The organism is Rhodococcus sp. NJ-530, assembly GCF_003860625.1.
In the GTDB taxonomy this organism is placed as follows: domain Bacteria; phylum Actinomycetota; class Actinomycetes; order Mycobacteriales; family Mycobacteriaceae; genus Rhodococcus_F; species Rhodococcus_F qingshengii.
Genome location: NZ_CP034152.1, coordinates 2323610 through 2341291 on the forward strand (window position 1 = coordinate 2323610; position 17682 = coordinate 2341291).

Consider the following 17682-nt stretch of genomic DNA (forward strand, 5'->3'; position numbering starts at 1 on the left):
CGATGTCCACTCTCAGTGACCTCCTCGCCGAACACACCGATCTTCCCGGTGCGGCGGTCGACCATCTCCAGCGCGTCGTGGGGGAGTGGCAACTGCTCGCCGACCTCTCCTTTGCCGACGTTCTCTTGTGGGTGGGCACCGAATCGGAGAAGAACCGATCCGAGGGGACGGTCATCTGCGTCGCGCATTGCCGGCCGACAACGGCATCGACGGCTTTTCCGGAGGATGCGGTCGGAACGGTCGTTTCCGAGTCCGAGCACCCGCAGGTTCTTCGCGCTCTCGTGGAGGGCCGCGTCGTGCGCGGAGAAGACGAGACGTGGCGTGAAGGAATGCCGCCGCGTCGGGAAGCCGTTCCGGTGCGTCTGGACGGGCGAGTCATCGCTGTTCTGAGCCGCGACACCAACCTGTCGCACCAGCGAGCGCAGAGTCCGCTCGAACTCGCGTATCTCGATTGCGCCGAAGACCTGTGTCAGATGATCAGCGACGGAACCTTCCCGATCCGAGAATCGCGCTCCGACACGAACTCGAGCCCACGTGCGGGCGACGGCTTCATCCGTCTCGATACCGAAGGCACAGTCGTCTATGCCAGCCCGAACGCGCTCTCGGCCTATCACCGGATGGGTCTGAGTTCGGATCTGGTGGGCCAAGACCTCGCAGCGCTGACCCGTTCGTTGGTCACCGACCCGTTCGAGTCTCAGGAAGCTGCGGGATACATCCGAGATACGTTGGCGGACAAGCCCGGTCGCCGTATGGAGATCGAGGCGCGCGGGGCGACCGTTCTGCTGCGGGCCCTGGTTCTCAAGCCTGGCGGCCGGCATGTCGGTGCTGCGGTCGTCGTCCGCGACGTCACCGAGGTCAAGCGTCGTGATCGCGCTCTGCTGAGCAAGGACGCAACCATCCGCGAGATTCACCATCGAGTGAAGAACAATCTGCAAACCGTCGCGGCGCTTCTGCGTCTACAGGCCAGGCGAACCGGCAACGACGAAGCGCGACAAGCGTTGACAGAGTCGGTGAGGCGCGTGACGTCCATCGCCCTCGTTCACGACACCTTGTCGATGTCGGTGGACGAAGAGGTGGATCTCGACGAGGTGATCGACCGGTTGGTTCCCATGCTCTCCGATGTCGCGGGAGTAGGTGTGCCGGTGACGATTCGGCGTGAGGGCAGTTTCGGAGTGTTCTCCGCCGAGCGCGCCACCCCGCTGGTCATGGTGCTGACGGAGTTGGTGCAGAACGCGATCGAGCACGCTTTCGATCCGGGTGTGACCGGCACGGTCACACTCAGTGCCGAGCGTTCTGCACGCTGGTTGGACGTGATCATCCACGACAACGGGCGCGGACTGCCGGAGAACTTCGACCTCGAGAAGTCCGATCGGCTCGGACTCCAGATCGTGCGGACTTTGCTGGGCGCCGAACTCGGTGGCTCGCTCGGACTGCACCCGGGAAGCGGAGGCGGTACCGACGCGGTTCTGCGTGTGCCGCTCGGTAGACGTTCTGCGCGTTACTGATTCGAGCAGCGTTAGCGATTCGGGCAGACAAAAAGCCCGGCACCATGTGGTGCCGGGCTGTCGTCTTCGACTGTGCAGAGGGGCTGTTCTCCGCCGCGAGTCGAACGTCTCGGTTTTACCTAGACGGAAGTGCGTGCACGGGTACGTGCGTTACGACGCTTGAGTGCGCGACGCTCGTCTTCGCTCATTCCGCCCCAGACGCCTGCATCCTGGCCGGACTCGAGAGCCCACGACAGGCACTCGGCGGTGACGGGGCAGCGGTTGCAGACAACCTTGGCATCAGCGATCTGAGCGAGGGCCGGTCCGCTGTTTCCCACGGGGAAGAACAGTTCGGGATCCTCGTCGCGACAGATTGCGTTGTGGCGCCAGTCCATCTTTTTTCGCTCCTTAATTGGGTGTGTATTCACACCATTTGGTACCAATGAGTTTGTGTGTGCGTCATCAATGTTTCCGCACTGTTACTTGTGAATGCTTTCACGAACTCGCGGTATGTCAATAGGTTTGAACGGGTTCGTGGGCCAACTCACTAATTTGTGACACACCTGACGGCCACCTGGGCGTCACCGGCATTTTACCCGATTTCGACCTTTTGGCACCAGAGTTTTTGCAGGTCAAACGTGTTGCCTGACTCACGTCGTAATCGGTGCGAACACTTCCAGTGCATCCGGGACCGAGGTGAATTCGACCTTTTCACGAAGTCCGATGTAGTCGCCGTCCATCTGGAGTCCGATCGGTCGCGACGATTCGATGGTGATTGTCGGGACGTCGTCGGTGCGTAAGAGGACCTTCGATTTCGGCTCCGCGCCGCGTGCGAGTAGTTGCCGCACAACCCGCAGGGACGGCAGAACTTTGGTGCTCGTCATGGCGAAGATGCCGAGTCCACTGTCGAAGGTCGTTCCCGGATTGGTGTGGACGGGACGCTCTTCCAGATATGTCCACGGGCTCGAGTTCGAGACGAATGCGTAGTGGACTCCGGAGACGGGATCCTGATCGGGAAGGTGGACGGTCAGCGCTGGTTCGGCTCGCTTGGCACGGAAGAACGCCGCGATCGCGGTTCGGACATACCGGGCGGGTGTGGCGGCGTCACCGTTCTTACGGCTGGCGTCGACGGCCTCGCACACATCGGCGTCGAGGCCCATTCCGGCGTTGAACGTGAACCAACGGTTGTCGCAGTGTGCGAGCCCGATTCGGCGCCTGGTCCGTTCGGAGAGGAGGTCGACGAGTTGGTTCGTGGCGTCGATCGGGTCGGCGGCAATACCGAGTGAACGCGCGAAAACGTTTGCCGAGCCGCCTGGAACGACTGCGATCGTCGGGATCGGACCGACCGGAACCGATTTCATCGACGCGGGATGCGGTGACCCGAGCAGTCCGTTGACCACTTCGTTGACCGTTCCGTCGCCGCCGTGGACGATCACCGAGCCGAAGCCGTCTTCGTGGGCTTCGCGCGCCAGGTCGGCGGCATGACCCCGATGTGTGGTGTGCGCCACAGTAAGTCGCACCCGACTCTCGAGGGCGTGTGCCAACAGGTCACGACCGGCAGCGGTCGTGGAGGTGGCATTGGGGTTGACGATCAGCAGTGCGCGCACGGGGCATGAGCCTATCCGGTGTCGTGTTCTAGGCTGGCCTCGTGCCGAATACCGCCAGTCCGAACGCCCTGCCCAAGACAGTCACATGGGCAGGTGCCCTCGTGACGCTTCAAGGGCTGGTTGCCGCCGGGTTCGCGATCGTCGCAGTGATTCGCGGTGCAACCGGCCACGATCAGAGCGTCACCAACGGATACGGATTTGCCGCGTGGGTCGCGATCCTCGGCGGCGCGGTGTTGGCTGCCGGTATCGCTTTGCTGACGGGCCGCCGGTGGGGCCGGGCCATCGCCGTCGTCGCGCAGTTGCTGCTCCTGCCGGTCGCCTGGTCGCTCCTGACCGATTCGCATCAGGTGCCGCTCGGCATCGTTCTGGGTGTCGTCGTTCTCGGCGCTCTGGGCTGCCTGTTCTCGGCTCCGACGTCTCGATGGATGGCAGCGGAGTACGGAGCGTACGCAGATGAGGTGTCGCCGGAAGAAGGACGCCCGGACGAGACCGAAGAGCCGCGGGACAAGTAGGACGGAACGCCTATGCTGCTTCAGACCTACTCAGCTTCCGCTCTACTCAGCTTCGGCGGCGAGAGCTCCGAGGTGAGTACCGGTCAGGCGATACGTGGTCCACTCCGTCTTCGCGTCGGCGCCGAGTGACTCGTAGAACTTGATCGAGGGGGTGTTCCAGTTGAGCACCGACCAGGACAGCCGGGTGTAGTCGTTGTCGGTGCACTCCTTGGCGAGCGCGGCCAGAAGAGCCTTCCCGTGGCCTGATCCGCGCTGACTGGGCTTGACGTACAGGTCTTCGAGGTAGATGCCGTGAGCGCCGTCCCACGTCGAGAAATTGCGAAACCACAACGCCATGCCGACGACGTCGTCGGCCGAATTCACAGCGACGTGCGCGAAGGCCGTCGCGGCCGGCCCGAACAACGCCTCGCCGATCTGTTCCGCCTTCACGGTGCACTCGTCGAGGGCCTTCTGGTAGTCGGCCAACTCGTAGATCATGTCGGTGATCGGCTGGACGTCTGCGGGCGTGGCGCGTCGGATCATAGGGAGAATCTTAGGCCTCAAGCCTCGACGAGCGGCGGCACGTTGTGATGGACGAGGTGGGTGGCGCCGTGCTCGTAACCGAGAACCGAGTATGCGCCGGGGGACAAGGCGAAACGCTTTCCTTCCGTCACCGGGAGCTCGAGCCAGCGGGCGATGAGTGCGCGTGAGAAGTGGCCGTGCCCGATCAGGATCACGTCGCGTTCGGGTAGTTGCGAACGCACCATCGACAGCACCATGTCGGTGCGGGCGTGGATCTGATCGGCCTGCTCGCCGCCGGGGCACGGGTGCGTCCAGACGGTCCAATCGGGCACCGTTGCGCGGATCTCGGGCGTCGTGAGGCCTTCGTAGTCGCCGTAGTCCCATTCGGACAGTGCATCCCAGGTTCGCTCTTCCGGCAGGCCGGCGAGATCGCCCGTCAACTGTGCGCGCAGCCGCGGACTCGTCAGAATCATGGGGTTCCGGAGGTCGAGGGTTCGCAAGCGATTTCCGGTCGCGGTTGCCTGCATCTCGCCGAGCGGAGTCAGCGGAACCTCGGTCCGGCCCGTGTGTTTCCCGGTGCGTGCCCACTCGGTTTCACCGTGTCGCATGAGTACGACGCGAGCACCGAGGGGGATCGACGAGGGGGCGGACTGGGACGTCATGTCGACCATCATTGCAGGCTGCCTCGCGTGTGTAGCTCGCCTCCTGGCGCGAAGTGCGCAAGGATCTACGTGTGACGACGGTTCTCGCAGTGGCGAATCAAAAGGGCGGCGTGGCTAAAACCACTACCGTCGCTTCTCTCGGTGCGGCTTTGTCCGCGCTCGGACAACGAGTCTTGGTGGTGGATCTCGACCCGCAGGGCTGCCTGACGTTCTCGCTCGGACACAACCCGGATCGCCTCGAGCGTTCGGTCAACGAGGTCCTGGCGGGTGATCTCGACGCGGTCGACGCCGTGCTGAAGACGGACGACGGTATGGATCTCCTGCCGGCCACGATCGATCTCGCGGGCGCCGAAGCGCTGCTCCTGATGCGACCCGGTCGAGAGTTCGCGCTCAAGCGGGCGCTGTCTCCGCTCCTGGGCTCTTACGACGTCATCATCATCGACTGCCCACCGTCGTTGGGTGTGCTCACACTCAACGGATTGACTGCGGCGCAGTCGGTTCTGGTTCCACTGCAATGCGAAACCCTCGCACACCGCGGCGTCGGACAGCTGCTGCGTACGGTTCGTGAAGTCCAAGCCATCACCAACCCGGATCTTGTTCTGCTCGGCGCACTTCCGACTCTGTACGACGCTCGAACCACGCACAGTCGCGACGTGCTCGCCGATGTCAGCGACCGCTACTCCCTGGCCGTTCTGGCGCCTCCGATCCCACGCACCGTCAAGTTCGCCGAGGCGTCCGCGTCGGGCGCGACGGTCCTCGCCGGACGAAAGAACAAGGGCGCGGATGCCTATCGGGAACTCGCCGACAATCTCGTAAAGCATTGGGCTGGAAATGAAGTCGTGACTTTCGCGCCGGAACTGGCGCTCTGAGGAAGGCGAGAGCTTCTAGCGCAGCGCGAACAAGGTATCGCCGCGCTGTTCCAGAATCGTCTCGCCCGCACTGGCGAGCACGATCGGCGTCGTCGTCTCACCGCGGTCGACTGCGATCATGCGCTGCACCGCTCCGTCCGACGGACTGACGGCTGCAATGCCGCCCGGAACCGGGATGAGCATCTGACCGGCAACCATGCTTCCGGGTCCTGACGTTCCGTTGACGATCCACGTCGGAGCCAGATCGCTCAGGCGCAGGTTGACGGTCTGCGAGCCGGTCCACCACGTGATCGAAGCCTTGTCGGCGTGGGTGCGGGCGCCTTCGGTCACCGTTCCCTCGATCGGATAGTCGACGATCGGATTGCCGGTTCCGTCGAAAATGGTGATGCGAGAAACGGTTCCGTTGGCTGCGGGGAGATAGACCGCCGTCTTTTCGCCGGCCACGGCAAGCAGGCGGGCGCCCTCGGAGTCGAGGAGAATCGCGGATCCGTACTCTTCGGGTTCCTGGGCGTCCTTGGGTGCGGGATTCATCACCGTCAACCTGTTGGAGGCTTCACCGGGGCAGCGTTCGAGTACCGAGACTCGGTTGGCGCTCGACGCAGCGTCGAGCAGCGTGCATCCGGTGCGGGGTTGCTTGTTGGGGTTGACCTTCGCGTCGACCCGGCCGTACTCGAGGGTTCGGACGAGGTCCGAGCGCCACAGCTCCATTCGCTCACTGCCGCGCGAAATCAGGTAGGTGCCGTCCGCTGAAAGGCTGACCGCGGAATCGGCGTCGCTGTTGCGCTGGTCCTTTCGGGCGCCGGTGTCGGCGACCAGTGACGTGACCTGAGAGCAACCGCGATCATCCTGATAGACGCTGACGACGCGATCCCACGAACCGATCGCGCCGCACAGCGGAATGTTGCGCGCGTATCGCCACACTTCTTCGCCCGTTGCCGGATCGCGGCCGATCACCTCGGTGCCGTCGGCGGTGACGACGGCATTTCCGACGGTGATCGGTGCCGTCGAGTCGGCACTCGGAGATTCCCACGTCTGTTTCAGGATGTCGGGTAACAACACCGACGTCGACAGAGGTGGGAGTGGAGATTCAGCGGTGACCGAGGTGGTTCCGCGCGCATCACTGCGCAACCACACAACGGTCACCGCCACGATTACGGCCAGCGCGATTGCCAGCGCACCGATCACATCTGAGCGAGTACGCCTTTCGGGAGCCAGCACATCGGCAGCTTACTCTGCGGCGCCTGCCGTCGCGGAAGCCGCGGGGCGACGACGCCGACGGCGACGCGGCTTGGCCGCTCCGTCTTCGTCCGAGTTCTCGGCAGCGGTTGCCGCGGGTGCCGAAGGGGGAGCTGTGGTGGCGCCGGCGGTGGTGGACGTCGCGGCGTCGGTCGAAGCGCCGGCGCGGGTGCGGCGACGGGTCCGGTTGCGGCGGGGAGCGGCCTTCTCTTCGTTGCCGTCCGAGTCGGTCGACTTCGGCGCGTCTGCTTTGTCCGTTGCTGCTTTGTCCGTTGCTGCCTTCTCAGGGGCGGCCTTGGCCTTGCGGACAGTGCCCTTGGCATCGGCCGGAATGGACAACTCTTCGTAGAGGTGCGGCGAGCTGGAGTAGGTCTCGACCGGGTCGGGGATTCCGAGGCTCAGTGCCTTGTCGATGAGCTGCCAGCGAGGGATGTCGTCCCAGTCGACCAGCGTGACGGCGATGCCAGTGCGTCCGGCGCGGCCGGTACGACCGATGCGGTGGACGTAGGTCTTCTCGTCCTCGGGGCACTGGTAGTTGATGACGTGGGTGACGTCGTCGATGTCGATACCGCGGGCAGCGACGTCGGTGGCGACCAGAACGTCGACCTTGCCGTTACGGAAGCCCTTCAGCGCCTTTTCACGGGCGATCTGGCCGAGGTCACCGTGGACGGCACCGACGGAGAAGCCGCGTTCCGCGAGATCGTCGGCCACCTTCTGGGCTGTGCGCTTGGTGCGGGTGAAGATCATCGTCGCGCCGCGGCCTTCGGCCTGCAGGACGCGGGCGACCATCTCGGCCTTGTCGAGCGCGTGTGCACGGTAGATGTGCTGGCTGGTGCGATCGTGCACCGCGGAGGATTCGGCCTCTTCGGCGCGGATGTGCGTCGGCTGCGTCAGGAAGGTGCGAGCCAGGGTGATGATCGGGCCGGGCATCGTCGCGGAGAAGAGCATCGTCTGACGCTTGTCGGGGACCATGCCCATGAGGCGTTCGATGTCGGGGAGGAATCCCAGGTCGAGCATTTCGTCGGCCTCGTCGAGGACGAGAACGCCCACCTTGCCCAGGATCAGGTGCGACTGGTTGGCGAGGTCGAGCAGGCGACCCGGGGTGCCGACGACAACGTCGACGCCCTTCTGGAGTGCCGAGATCTGCGCCTCGTACGGACGGCCGCCGTAGATGGGCAGAACCTGGAGACCGCGGTCGCCGACCCGGAGGTACTTGCTGGCGTTCTCGAGGTCGCGGGCAACCTGGATGCACAGCTCGCGGGTGGGAACGATGATCAGAGCGCGGGGCGTGCCGTCGAGAACAGCTGTGCCGTTCTCGGCGGTGACGATGCGATGCAGGAGCGGGACGCCGAAACCGAAGGTCTTGCCCATTCCGGTGCGGGCCTGACCGATGAGGTCGTCACCGGCGAGAGCCAACGGAAGGGTGAGTTCCTGGATGGCGAAGGTGCGCTCGATGCCGATCTCGTTCAGTGCGCGGACGATTTCGTCGCGGACACCGAGTTCGGCGAAGCTCGGGGGTACATGGGTGTCGTCGAGCTGGACGGAAACGGTGTTCTCGGTTGCTTCGTCTTCGTGGTCGACAGTGATCTTGCTCAGGGGACTAGCCTTTCCTCGTGGCGGTACGCACGCACAAGGTAAGGGGCCAGGCCGTAAGTCGGCCGATGTCGATGCCCTCTTTTTCTTCGGTCATGCCTACGCCTCAGCACTGAATTCCACTCGGACGAATTCGAACCGTCCGGAGATCTCGGCGAAGCGGGCGACAACCGTCGATGCAGGTGCGCGCACATTATCGGTGGGGTTCGTGTGAATACAGCCGTCCCGGCTAACCAAATGGCCCGGGGGAACTGGCGAACTCCCAAGACCATTGTAGCTGCACGTTGTCCGTCCCTCGCGATGACATGTCGAAGATCACCGAATCGGACATGCGGTCCTTGCCGGTCGCGTCGGCCGTCGAAGCACTACAGTTCGTAGTCATGGGCGCACACGATCTTGATGCTTCGACGGACGCTGGAACCGGAGGCCGAGTCGCTTCCGATCACCCTGGCGTGATCGATTTGTTTGCCGTTCTCGCGTATGGCGAGATTTCGGCGTTCTACCGCTTGGCGGAGGACGCACAAATGGCACCGGACCTGCGAGGCAAGGTGGCGTTCGCCAGCATGGCCGCCGCCGAGATGGACCACTTCGAGACTCTGGAAACGGCGTTGACGGAACGTGGCCACGAGATCTTCGCCGTCATGGACCCGTTCGTTCGAGCTCTCGACAACTATCACGCGTCGACGACACCGTCGACGTGGCTGGAATCGCTCGTGAAGGCGTACGTCGGCGACGGAATCGCTGCCGACTTCTATCGCGAGATCGGGCACTCCCTCCCGGCGGATGTCGCGGAAATCGTCGAGGACGTGCTGTCCCAGACGGGCCACTCGGAGTTCGTGGTGCTCGAGGTGAAGGCAGCAGTGGAGGCCAGTACTCGCGCCAAGGACCGGTTGATGCTGTGGGGACGCCGTCTTCTGGGCGAAGCAATCACGCAGGCACAGTTCGTGCTGGCGCAGCGTGAAGATCTCACCGATCTGGTGATCTCCGCCTCCGGCGACCTCAACGGAGTTGTCGCGTTGTTCGACGGCATGCAGGCAAAGCATGCCGAGCGGATGGCGATTCTCGGACTCGTCTAGGTGCCTGTTCGCTCTGGGCACAGCGTGCAGAGGAGCGTGGGCGGTCGTTGCTGCATTAGCCTTGCGTCGACAACGGATGTAATTCACGAACAGTTCGGAGGTTGACCGTGGAGGTCAAGATCGGTGTAATCGACAGCCCGCGTGAGCTCATCGTCAACAGCGAACAGACCCCTGACGAGGTCGAGACACTGGTCGCGGCTGTCCTCGGTGGCCGCGAGCCGGTTCTGGCTCTCGTCGACGACAAGGGCCGCAAGTTCCTGGTGCAGGCTTCTCGTGTGGCGTACGTGGAGATCGGTCCGTCCGATATCCGCAAGGTCGGATTCGCGCCTACCGTCTGACGCGTAGCCGTAACAGCAGAATGGGCGGGCAGTCGTGAGACTGCCCGCCCATTCTCGTTCGGGTTCCGGTTACTTCGTTTCGGCTTGCAGCGGCACGTGTGAGAGACCGCCCCACGCGAGGGTCACGGTGATTTCCACGGCTTCTTCCTTCGGGATCGGCCGCGCGGCCTCGAGCCAGTACCGCGCAGTGAACTGGCTGGCACCGACAAGACCGACCGCAAGGATGCGCGCGCGGTACGGATCGAGTCCGGAATCCTGACTCACCAGGTCGAACACGGCGTCGACGCAGGCTTCGGTGGCTTGTTCGACGCGTGTCTGGACCTGAGGTTCGCCCATGATGTCGGACTCGAACACCAGGCGGAAGCCCTGGGAGTCGTTGTCGACGAAGTCGAAGAACGCCTGGACCGCGGCGCGGACACGCTGTTTGTTGTCCGTCGTCGATCGCAGGGCCTGGCGTACACCCGAGATGAGGCTGTCGACGTAACTCTGCAGGACTGCGACGTACAGTTCGAGTTTGCCTGGGAAATGTTGGTACAGAACTGGCTTGCTGACACCGGCACATTCGGCGATCTCGTCCATGCCGGCCGAGTGGTACCCGTTCGCAACGAATACCTCACTTGCAGCTGCGAGGAGCTGGAGGCGGCGCGCATCGCGCGGGAGGCGGGTGCTGCGACGTGTTCCGGCAGGCTTGCCAGCCGTTGTACCGCGATCGGAGTCAGTCCGATCCGCGAGTTCTGTCATGTCGCTTCCAATCTGAGCAAAAGTAATTCGGTCGGCGCGCGGATCCGCGAGTCGCGTGTGCGTACCCGCCAGTATCCTCCGTCACACCGGTCGTAGCCGAATGAACGATACCGTGTGTCGCCCGGGCGAGTCGCGCGTGCCTCGGTGAGCGAGACCAGCGGTCTTTCTCGTTACAGGACGGGCTGCCATGACACGCCAGGACCAGCAAGTTTCGGTCAGCCCGGGCGAGCGACTTGCCGTGTGTGAGATTCTGGACGACGTGACTGACCCAGGGGGACCGCGCATGCGTGGACGAACTACGCAGAACCCTGAACGTGAGGAACGTCGAATGCGTAGCGGAACTGGAGCGCCTCGCGACGAACGTCGGCCGGAGGTGCCGGATGATCGTGCCTACGGCGAACGCGACTATCGCGGCATTTCCTCCCATCAGCCTTTGCGCGCCCAATGGGATCCGACCAAACGAGAAGTGGGCCGAACCCCGCGTAATCCGCGACCGGACCGGGCAGCGCGAAAGCAGAGCAAGCTCGGGCGCTTCGTCTCGACCTACGGTTGGCGGGCCTACGCGATTCCGGTTCTCGTGGTGCTCACCATTCTTGTGATCGTCGATGCGGTGCGGCCGGACGCCACAGACTCCGCGAGCAAGACGTCGGCCACCGCCGACCTCGCGCACAGCACCGACGGAACCGATGTCATCGGTGCCCCACCGGCCGGAGACGGAACTTTTGCCTCGTCGATACCGTCCGGTGCCCTTCCCGACGGTGGTCCGTTCACCGTCGCGGGGGGTGGAACGTGGCACGTCGTACCAGGTACGACGGGCAAGGTCGGACAGGGAACCGAACGCGAGTTCACGTACACGGTCGAGATCGAGGACGGCGTCGACACGACCGGCTTCGGCGGAGACGAATCGTACGGACGCATGGTCGACCAGACACTGGCCAATCCGAAGAGTTGGACCAACGATCCCAAGGTCGCGTTCCGGCGCGTCGACGCCGGCGAGCCGGACTTCCGGATCTCCTTGACCTCACAGATGACGATCCGCGAAGGCTGTGGATACGAAATCGAACTCGAAGGATCCTGCTACAACCCGAGCATGGACCGAGTCCTGCTCAACGAACCGCGATGGGTGCGAGGCGCCATTTCGTTCCAGGGCGACATCGGCTCGTATCGGCAGTATCAGATCAATCACGAGGTCGGCCACGCCATCGGATACGCCGCTCATCAGCCGTGCGAGACCGAAGGTGGACTCGCACCGATCATGATGCAGCAGACCTTCGGAACCGCGAACAACGACATCGCTAGGCTTGATCCCGAGGGCGTCGTTCCGATGAACGGACTCACGTGCCGCTTCAATCCGTGGCCGTACCCCCGAGCGTGACCGGATCGAGAATCCCTGATCTCGTCTTGAACTAGGAGTGTTTCGCGGTGTCTGCAACACCCGTCGTATTGCCACCACTGGTGGAGCCGGCAGCCGAGTTGAGCCGGGAGGAAGTTGCCCGATACAGTCGGCACCTGATCATCCCGAACGTAGGCATGACCGGTCAGAAGCGGCTCAAGAATGCACGAGTCCTGTTCATCGGCGCCGGTGGATTGGGTTCACCGGCACTGCTCTATCTCGCGGCCGCAGGAGTGGGCACCATCGGGATCGTCGAGTTCGACGAGGTCGACATGTCGAACCTGCAGCGTCAGGTGATTCACGGACGCTCCGACGTCGGACGCCCGAAGGCGCTCAGCGCGAAGGAGTCGATTCTCGAAATCAACGAGCACGTCGACGTCCGGTTGCACGAGTTCCGCCTGGACAACTCCAACGCGGTCGAACTGTTCTCCGAGTACGACCTGATCCTGGACGGTACGGACAACTTCGCGACGCGGTACCTCGTCAACGATGCTGCCGTCATCGCGGGAAAGCCGTACGTGTGGGGCTCGATCTACCGCTTCGAAGGGCAGGTCTCGCTCTTCTGGGAAGACGCCCCGGACGGCGCGGGACTGAACTATCGCGATCTTTACCCGGAGGCGCCGCCGCCAGGCATGGTCCCCTCGTGCGCCGAGGGTGGTGTGCTCGGAGTCCTGCCTGCGACCGTCGGTTCGATCATGGCGACCGAGGCGGTCAAGCTCATCACGGGGATCGGCGAACCGCTTCTCGGACGCCTGATGATCTACGACGCACTTGCGATGACGTTCCGGACGATCCGCCTTCAGCGTGATCCGACCCGCGTGCCGGTCACCGCCTTGATCGACTACGACGCGTTCTGCGGTGTCGTGTCCGAAGAGGCGAGTGCCGCTGCTGTCGGTTCGACGATCACGGCGCCCGAACTGGAGGCCATGATCGGCGAGGGACGGTCGATCGAGCTGGTCGACGTACGAGAACCTGTTGAATGGGACATCATGCATCTGCCGGGGGCCGTGCTGATCCCGAAGGACCGCATCCTGTCCGGTGAAGCTCTGGCGACGTTGCCGCAGAACAAGCAGATAGTGCTGTACTGCAAAACCGGCATTCGTTCCGCCGAGGCATTGGCATTTCTCAAGAACGCCGGTTTCTCCGACGCGGTCCACGTTCAAGGCGGCGCGATCGCCTGGGCGAACCAGGTGGATGCGAGTCTGCCGGTCTACTAGGCGCGCCTCGCGGGAGGCGGCGCCGCGCACCGGTAGCGTTGGGGTGTGAGCACAGGCCAACCTCCCCAGCACGTGTGCTCCACCTTCGGCCTCCGTGAAGTCGATCCCATCCCACTCGGTGCGGATTGGGACGGCGGGTGGCTGTGTGGAGACGTCGTCCTTTCAGCAGTCGCGGATCATGCCCGCGCAGCGTGGTCGGCGAAGGTGCGAGAGAACCTCGAAGTCGACGGCGTTCGGCTGGCTCGACCGGTGCGTTCGACCGACGGTCGTTACGTCGTCTCGGGCTGGCGTGCCGACACCTTCATCGTCGGATCGCCGGAACCACGTCACGACGAAGTGGTCTCGATGTCCTGCCGACTGCATGCGGCGACGGCCTCGCTCGAGCGCCCGCGCTTCCTTGCTCAACCGCCCGTGCCGCCGTGGGCCGAGGTCGACGTATTCGTCGCCGCTGATCGCGCGGCCTGGGAAACGGTTCCGCTGAGGATCGCGAAGGGCGTCGAGCAACTCGAGACGCCCACTCCTGACGGTCGCAAGAGTCTGGAACTGATCGCCGGGCTCGCTACTTTGCGTAAGCCGGTGCAGAGCCCGGACCAGCTCGTGCACGGCGATCTGTTCGGGACAGTGCTGTTCTCGGGCAGTACGGCGCCCGGAATCACCGACATCACGCCGTATTGGCGGCCGGCTGCGTGGGCCGCCGCCGTCGCTGTGGTCGACGCGATCTCGTGGGGCGGTGCCGACGAGGCACTGGTCGGCCGGTGGGAAGATCTCCCCGAGTGGCCGCAGATGCTTCTACGTGCGGTGATGTTCCGCTTGGCGGTTCATGTTCTGCATCCTCGCTCGACGGCGGACGCGTTCCCGGGGTTGGCCCGTACGTCCGACATCGTGCGCTTGCTGCTCTAGATCGGGGCGCCGGTACCGAAGTCCGAGACCAGGCCCTCGAACAGCTCGCGTGCGGCGTTCGAGGCGGCCACGGTGTTCCCGTCGACGACAGCGTTGACGAGGTTCGCGTGCTGCGAGTGGAATCCTTCGCCGGTTGCATCGATGTGCTGTTGGATCGTGGTCTCGATGACCGGGAGCAGGGAGTCGTAGAACTCCAGGTAGACCTCGTTGTGGCTGGCCGCGACGATTGCTCGGTGCAGGGCGACGTCCGCGGTGGTGGCAGCGTCGACGTCCTGACCCTCCCATGACGCGGTGCGAAGCTCGAGTAGCCGCGTCAGTTCGGCGATGTCGTCTTCGGTTCGCCGTGCGGCGGCGAGGGTGGCTGCAGTGATGTCGAGTGCGCGCCGAAGTTCGAGTACATCCCGCTGGTGGGCACCGGCAAAGTAGTTGCCGAGAGTGCCACCGAGGTCGGAGACAGCAACGACGTAGGTGCCCGATCCCTGACGACGTTCCAGCATTCCGGCGTGTACGAGCGCCTGGACCGCCTCGCGCACGGTATTGCGACCGGTCCCGGTCAGCTCCGACAGTTCCGGTTCGGTGGGGATTTTGGAACCGATCGGCCAGGTTCCGCTCCGGATCTCGTTGCGGAGTTGTTCGGTGACCTGCGAGATGAGACTTGCGCGTCGAACGGGTTGCACGTGGTTGTTTCCTCGGGTCCGGGTAAGTGGTGTGAATGTGACGTTAGATTACCGCGCTTGTGCGAGTTCGTCCGGTCATCCTATGATTTGCCGGTGACTGCTCAACTGGAGAGAACCGAAACCCGCTCGTTGATACAAGGCCGTGTGCTCGTCTTCGCTGCGATTGCGATGTCTGCGCTCGTACTTCGACTTGCGGTGACCTCGTTCTCGCCCTTGGCGGCCGAGATTCGCGACGAGATCGGCTTCTCCGCCTCGATCGTCGGTGTCTTCGGCATGGTTCCGACCGCAATGTTCGCCATCTTCGGTCTCATCACTCCCGCCATCGCGAAACGTATCGGGCTCGAGCGAACGGCCCTCGTTGCGATGCTCATGGCCGGCGTCGGAATGTTGTTGCGCGCCATGATGTCTCAGACATGGTCGTTGCTGGCCCTCTCGGCTCTGGCACTGGCAGGCATGGGAATCGGCAATGTCGTGATCCCGCCGTTGGTCAAGCGGTACTTCTCGGATCGCCTCGCCACCATGAGTTCGGTCTACATCGTGGCCGTGCAGATCGGCACCATCGTTCCGGCGTTCGTCGCAGTCCCGGTCGCCGACGCCTTCGGGTGGCGGTTCTCGATCGGCTGGTGGTCCGCCTTCGGCTTCGCCGCAGCAGTGCCGTGGTTGATCACCCTCGCTCGCTCGCGCAAGGCTCGCGCGAACGAAGCCGGGTCCGTCGAGAATGCATCGGATTCGGTTGCGGCAGTGGCAGAACAGCCACGCGGTCAGGTCTGGCGTTCTCCCGTGGCCTGGGGGATGGCCGGCATGTTCGGCATGACCTCACTGATCACGTATTCGATGTTCACGTGGATTCCGTCGATCCTTCGTGACGCCGGAGCCAGTGATGCCTTCGGCGGAACGATGGTCGGAATGTTCTCGGTGATCGGGCTCGTCGCAGCGTTCGGTGCACCGACGCTGTGCGCCCGCATGGCCAATCCCTTCCCTGTCGTGATCGCGTGTGCCGTCTGCTACCTGGTCGGCATGGGCGGGCTGTACTTTGCCCCGATGGCGGCGCCGGTCGTGTGGGTTGTCGTCCTGGGCCTCGGTCCGAGCACGTTCCCGATGTCGCTCACACTGATCAACCTGCGTACTCGTTCGCACATCGGTTCCTCGGCACTGTCCGGCTTCACCCAGGGCATCGGCTACTCCGTTGCCTGCCTCGGTCCGCTCCTGTTCGGCGTTTTCCACGACGTGTCCGGTGGATACGCTGCGCCGTTCGGCCTGCTCGTCGTCGCTGTGATCGTGGTGCTCCTGGGCGCCTACCAGGCATGCAAGCCTCGGATGCTCGAGGATTCCTGGCACGCACCTGCGAAAAACTAGCTCACACCCGGTCTTGTTACCGGGTGAGGATCAATTGACTTCGCGGTCATCGCACGCAGCACCGGCGCAATAACCGTTTTCTACCTTTGGGTCTCCAACATATTCAGGAGGCCCTGGTGAGTCATTACATCGAGCATTGGGATGCAGAGGACGTCGACGCCTGGGAATCCGGCGGCAAGGACATCGCGAAGCGGAACCTGATCTGGTCAGTGGTAGCCGAACACGTCGGCTTCTCGATCTGGTCGATCTGGTCCGTGATGGTGTTGTTCATGCCGACGGATATCTACGGCATCGACGCGGCCGGAAAGTTCTTCCTCGTCGCAGTGCCCACACTTGTCGGGTCGGTCCTCCGTATTCCCTACACGGTTGCCACCGCACGGTTCGGCGGTCGTAACTGGACCGTCATGAGTGCGCTGTTCCTCTTCGTGCCAACACTTCTCACGCTCTACCTGATGATGAACCCGGGTGCGTCGTACACCACGTTCATGTTGGTAGCGGCCACTGCAGGTATCGGCGGCGGCAACTTCGCGTCGTCGATGACCAACATCAATGCCTTCTACCCGCAACGCCTCAAGGGGTGGGCGCTCGGTCTCAATGCCGGCGGCGGCAACATCGGTGTGCCGATGATTCAGCTGATCGGTCTGCTGGTGATCGCCACCGTCGGTAACCGCGCTCCGTGGATCGTCTGCGCCGTCTATCTCGTGTTCATTGCGGCCGCTGCCGTCGGTGCCGCGCTGTTCATGGACAACCTGGGCAACCAGAAGTCGGACCTGCGCTCGATGGCCAAGGCACTCAAGTTCTCCGAGTCGTGGGTGATCAGCTTCCTGTACATCGGTACGTTCGGTTCCTTCATCGGATTCAGCTTCGCCTTCGGTCAGGTTCTGCAGATCAACTTCCTCGCTGGCGGTGCCACTCCGGCCGCGGCCGCGCTGCATGCAGCACAGATCGCCTTCGTCGGCCCTCTCCTCGGTTCGATCGCTCGCCCCCTCGGCGGCAAACTGGCCGACCGGATCGGCGGCGGCAAGATCACGATGTGGACGTTTGTCGCCATGGCATTCGCGGCATCGATACTCGTGACGGCCGGAACGATGGACGACAACACCGCCGGCGTCGCCAGCGCCGGAATCATGGTGACATTCGTTCTCGGATTCATCGCTCTGTTCCTGCTCTCCGGCATCGGAAACGGATCCGTTTACAAGATGATCCCGGCGATCTTCGAGGCGAAGGCTCAGAGCTTCGACCACATGGATCGAAGCGAGAAGGCGACGTGGTCGCGCAGTATCTCCGGCGCTCTCATCGGATTTGCCGGTGCGGTAGGCGGTTTGGGCGGCGTCGGCATCAACCTGGTGCTGCGCGCGTCGTACAGCAGCCCCGCGAAGTCGGCGACCATGGCCTTCTGGGTGTTCCTGGCCTTCTACATCGCCTGCATCGCAGTCACCTGGTTCGTCTTCCTGCGCAAGCCGTCGACGCTGACCACAGACGTCGACGAGGCGAAGGTCGCAGTCACGGCGTGAGCGGTC

Annotated in this window: 18 protein-coding genes; 10 read left to right on the top strand and 8 right to left on the bottom strand. The window is 63.7% G+C overall.

Annotated features, from left to right (window positions below; translation table 11 throughout):
- The first annotated feature begins 2 nt into the window (after window positions 1-2).
- Window positions 3-1505 carry a histidine kinase N-terminal domain-containing protein gene (locus EHW12_RS10835; RefSeq protein WP_003940890.1) on the top strand — a complete coding sequence of 501 codons (1503 nt, stop codon included), beginning with the start codon at window positions 3-5 and terminating at the stop codon, window positions 1503-1505.
- A gap of 119 nt (window positions 1506-1624) precedes the next feature.
- On the opposite strand, the gene EHW12_RS10840 is transcribed toward EHW12_RS10835, so the two are convergent.
- Window positions 1625-1879, bottom strand: a complete 255-nt coding sequence (locus tag EHW12_RS10840; protein WP_003940950.1) for a WhiB family transcriptional regulator — start codon at window positions 1877-1879, stop codon at window positions 1625-1627.
- A 255-nt stretch (window positions 1880-2134) separates the two neighbouring features.
- Entirely contained in the window at window positions 2135-3091 is a 957-nt protein-coding gene (locus EHW12_RS10845; protein ID WP_125050604.1) for a diacylglycerol kinase family protein, read from the bottom strand.
- Window positions 3092-3132: 41 nt separating this feature from the next.
- On the opposite strand from EHW12_RS10845, the gene EHW12_RS10850 reads away from it, so the two are divergent.
- Window positions 3133-3603 carry a membrane protein gene (locus EHW12_RS10850; protein ID WP_019747799.1) on the top strand — a complete coding sequence of 157 codons (471 nt, stop codon included), beginning with the start codon at window positions 3133-3135 and terminating at the stop codon, window positions 3601-3603.
- 42 nt (window positions 3604-3645) lie between these two features.
- Here EHW12_RS10850 and EHW12_RS10855 read toward each other — a convergent pair whose 3' ends face one another.
- Together EHW12_RS10855 and EHW12_RS10860 are read right to left on the bottom strand one after the other, a co-directional pair.
- The gene (locus tag EHW12_RS10855; RefSeq protein ID WP_003940724.1) at window positions 3646-4125 is read right to left on the bottom strand and encodes a GNAT family N-acetyltransferase; all 480 of its coding nucleotides are present in this window, start codon (window positions 4123-4125) and stop codon (window positions 3646-3648) included.
- Window positions 4126-4142: 17 nt separating this feature from the next.
- Window positions 4143-4766, bottom strand: coding sequence for an acid phosphatase (locus tag EHW12_RS10860; RefSeq protein ID WP_080552758.1), 624 nt, complete (start codon window positions 4764-4766; stop codon window positions 4143-4145).
- Window positions 4767-4837: 71 nt separating this feature from the next.
- Here EHW12_RS10860 and EHW12_RS10865 point away from each other — a divergent pair, with 71 nt between their 5' ends.
- Complete coding sequence (locus tag EHW12_RS10865; RefSeq protein ID WP_003940948.1) at window positions 4838-5635, top strand: AAA family ATPase; 798 nt, start codon at window positions 4838-4840, stop codon at window positions 5633-5635.
- 15 nt (window positions 5636-5650) lie between these two features.
- Here the strand turns inward: EHW12_RS10865 and EHW12_RS10870 are convergent, their stop codons facing one another.
- On the bottom strand, window positions 5651-6853 hold the full coding sequence (locus tag EHW12_RS10870; RefSeq protein WP_164490559.1) for a PQQ-binding-like beta-propeller repeat protein: 1203 nt from the start codon (window positions 6851-6853) through the stop codon (window positions 5651-5653).
- 9 nt (window positions 6854-6862) lie between these two features.
- The gene (locus EHW12_RS10875; RefSeq protein WP_030534998.1) at window positions 6863-8467 is read right to left on the bottom strand and encodes a DEAD/DEAH box helicase; all 1605 of its coding nucleotides are present in this window, start codon (window positions 8465-8467) and stop codon (window positions 6863-6865) included.
- 377 nt (window positions 8468-8844) lie between these two features.
- Here EHW12_RS10875 and EHW12_RS10880 point away from each other — a divergent pair, with 377 nt between their 5' ends.
- Complete coding sequence (locus EHW12_RS10880; RefSeq protein WP_029255047.1) at window positions 8845-9540, top strand: ferritin-like fold-containing protein; 696 nt, start codon at window positions 8845-8847, stop codon at window positions 9538-9540.
- A gap of 107 nt (window positions 9541-9647) precedes the next feature.
- On the top strand, window positions 9648-9878 hold the full coding sequence (locus EHW12_RS10885) for a DUF3107 domain-containing protein (protein WP_003942312.1): 231 nt from the start codon (window positions 9648-9650) through the stop codon (window positions 9876-9878).
- Window positions 9879-9947: 69 nt separating this feature from the next.
- Here the strand turns inward: EHW12_RS10885 and EHW12_RS10890 are convergent, their stop codons facing one another.
- On the bottom strand, window positions 9948-10619 hold the full coding sequence (locus EHW12_RS10890) for a TetR/AcrR family transcriptional regulator (protein WP_003942309.1): 672 nt from the start codon (window positions 10617-10619) through the stop codon (window positions 9948-9950).
- 373 nt (window positions 10620-10992) lie between these two features.
- Between EHW12_RS10890 and EHW12_RS10895 the strand changes: the two genes are divergently transcribed.
- From EHW12_RS10895 to EHW12_RS10905, 3 genes are read left to right on the top strand one after another with little or no spacing between them, the layout of a single operon-like run.
- The gene (locus EHW12_RS10895; RefSeq protein ID WP_003942287.1) at window positions 10993-11994 is read left to right on the top strand and encodes a DUF3152 domain-containing protein; all 1002 of its coding nucleotides are present in this window, start codon (window positions 10993-10995) and stop codon (window positions 11992-11994) included.
- Between the two features lie 47 nt (window positions 11995-12041).
- A complete protein-coding gene (moeZ, locus tag EHW12_RS10900) occupies window positions 12042-13229 on the top strand; it encodes an adenylyltransferase/sulfurtransferase MoeZ (protein WP_125050606.1) in 1188 nt (395 codons plus the stop codon).
- Window positions 13230-13274: 45 nt separating this feature from the next.
- Complete coding sequence (locus EHW12_RS10905; protein ID WP_125050608.1) at window positions 13275-14129, top strand: TIGR02569 family protein; 855 nt, start codon at window positions 13275-13277, stop codon at window positions 14127-14129.
- Here EHW12_RS10905 and EHW12_RS10910 read toward each other — a convergent pair.
- Window positions 14126-14806, bottom strand: coding sequence for a FadR/GntR family transcriptional regulator (locus tag EHW12_RS10910; RefSeq protein ID WP_003942319.1), 681 nt, complete (start codon window positions 14804-14806; stop codon window positions 14126-14128). The two genes, EHW12_RS10905 and EHW12_RS10910, sit on opposite strands and share 4 nt — an antisense overlap.
- Window positions 14807-14899: 93 nt before the next feature.
- On the opposite strand from EHW12_RS10910, the gene EHW12_RS10915 reads away from it, so the two are divergent.
- Together EHW12_RS10915 and EHW12_RS10920 are read left to right on the top strand one after the other, a co-directional pair.
- Window positions 14900-16162 (top strand): MFS transporter, encoded by a 1263-nt coding sequence (locus EHW12_RS10915; RefSeq protein ID WP_019747810.1) that lies wholly within the window; start codon window positions 14900-14902, stop codon window positions 16160-16162.
- Window positions 16163-16275: 113 nt separating this feature from the next.
- A complete protein-coding gene (locus EHW12_RS10920; RefSeq protein ID WP_125052569.1) occupies window positions 16276-17676 on the top strand; it encodes a nitrate/nitrite transporter in 1401 nt (466 codons plus the stop codon).
- Window positions 17677-17682: the final 6 nt, after the last annotated feature.

What these genes read in the sequence shown, in the direction of transcription:
- EHW12_RS10835 (WP_003940890.1), top strand. Translation starts at nt 3, where the DNA reads ATGTCCACTCTCAGTGACCTCCTCGCCGAACACACCGATCTTCCCGGT.
- EHW12_RS10840 (WP_003940950.1), bottom strand. Translation starts at nt 1,879, where the DNA reads ATGGACTGGCGCCACAACGCAATCTGTCGCGACGAGGATCCCGAACTG.
- EHW12_RS10855 (WP_003940724.1), bottom strand. Translation starts at nt 4,125, where the DNA reads ATGATCCGACGCGCCACGCCCGCAGACGTCCAGCCGATCACCGACATG.
- EHW12_RS10860 (WP_080552758.1), bottom strand. Translation starts at nt 4,766, where the DNA reads ATGACGTCCCAGTCCGCCCCCTCGTCGATCCCCCTCGGTGCTCGCGTC.
- EHW12_RS10880 (WP_029255047.1), top strand. Translation starts at nt 8,845, where the DNA reads ATGGGCGCACACGATCTTGATGCTTCGACGGACGCTGGAACCGGAGGC.
- EHW12_RS10890 (WP_003942309.1), bottom strand. Translation starts at nt 10,619, where the DNA reads ATGACAGAACTCGCGGATCGGACTGACTCCGATCGCGGTACAACGGCT.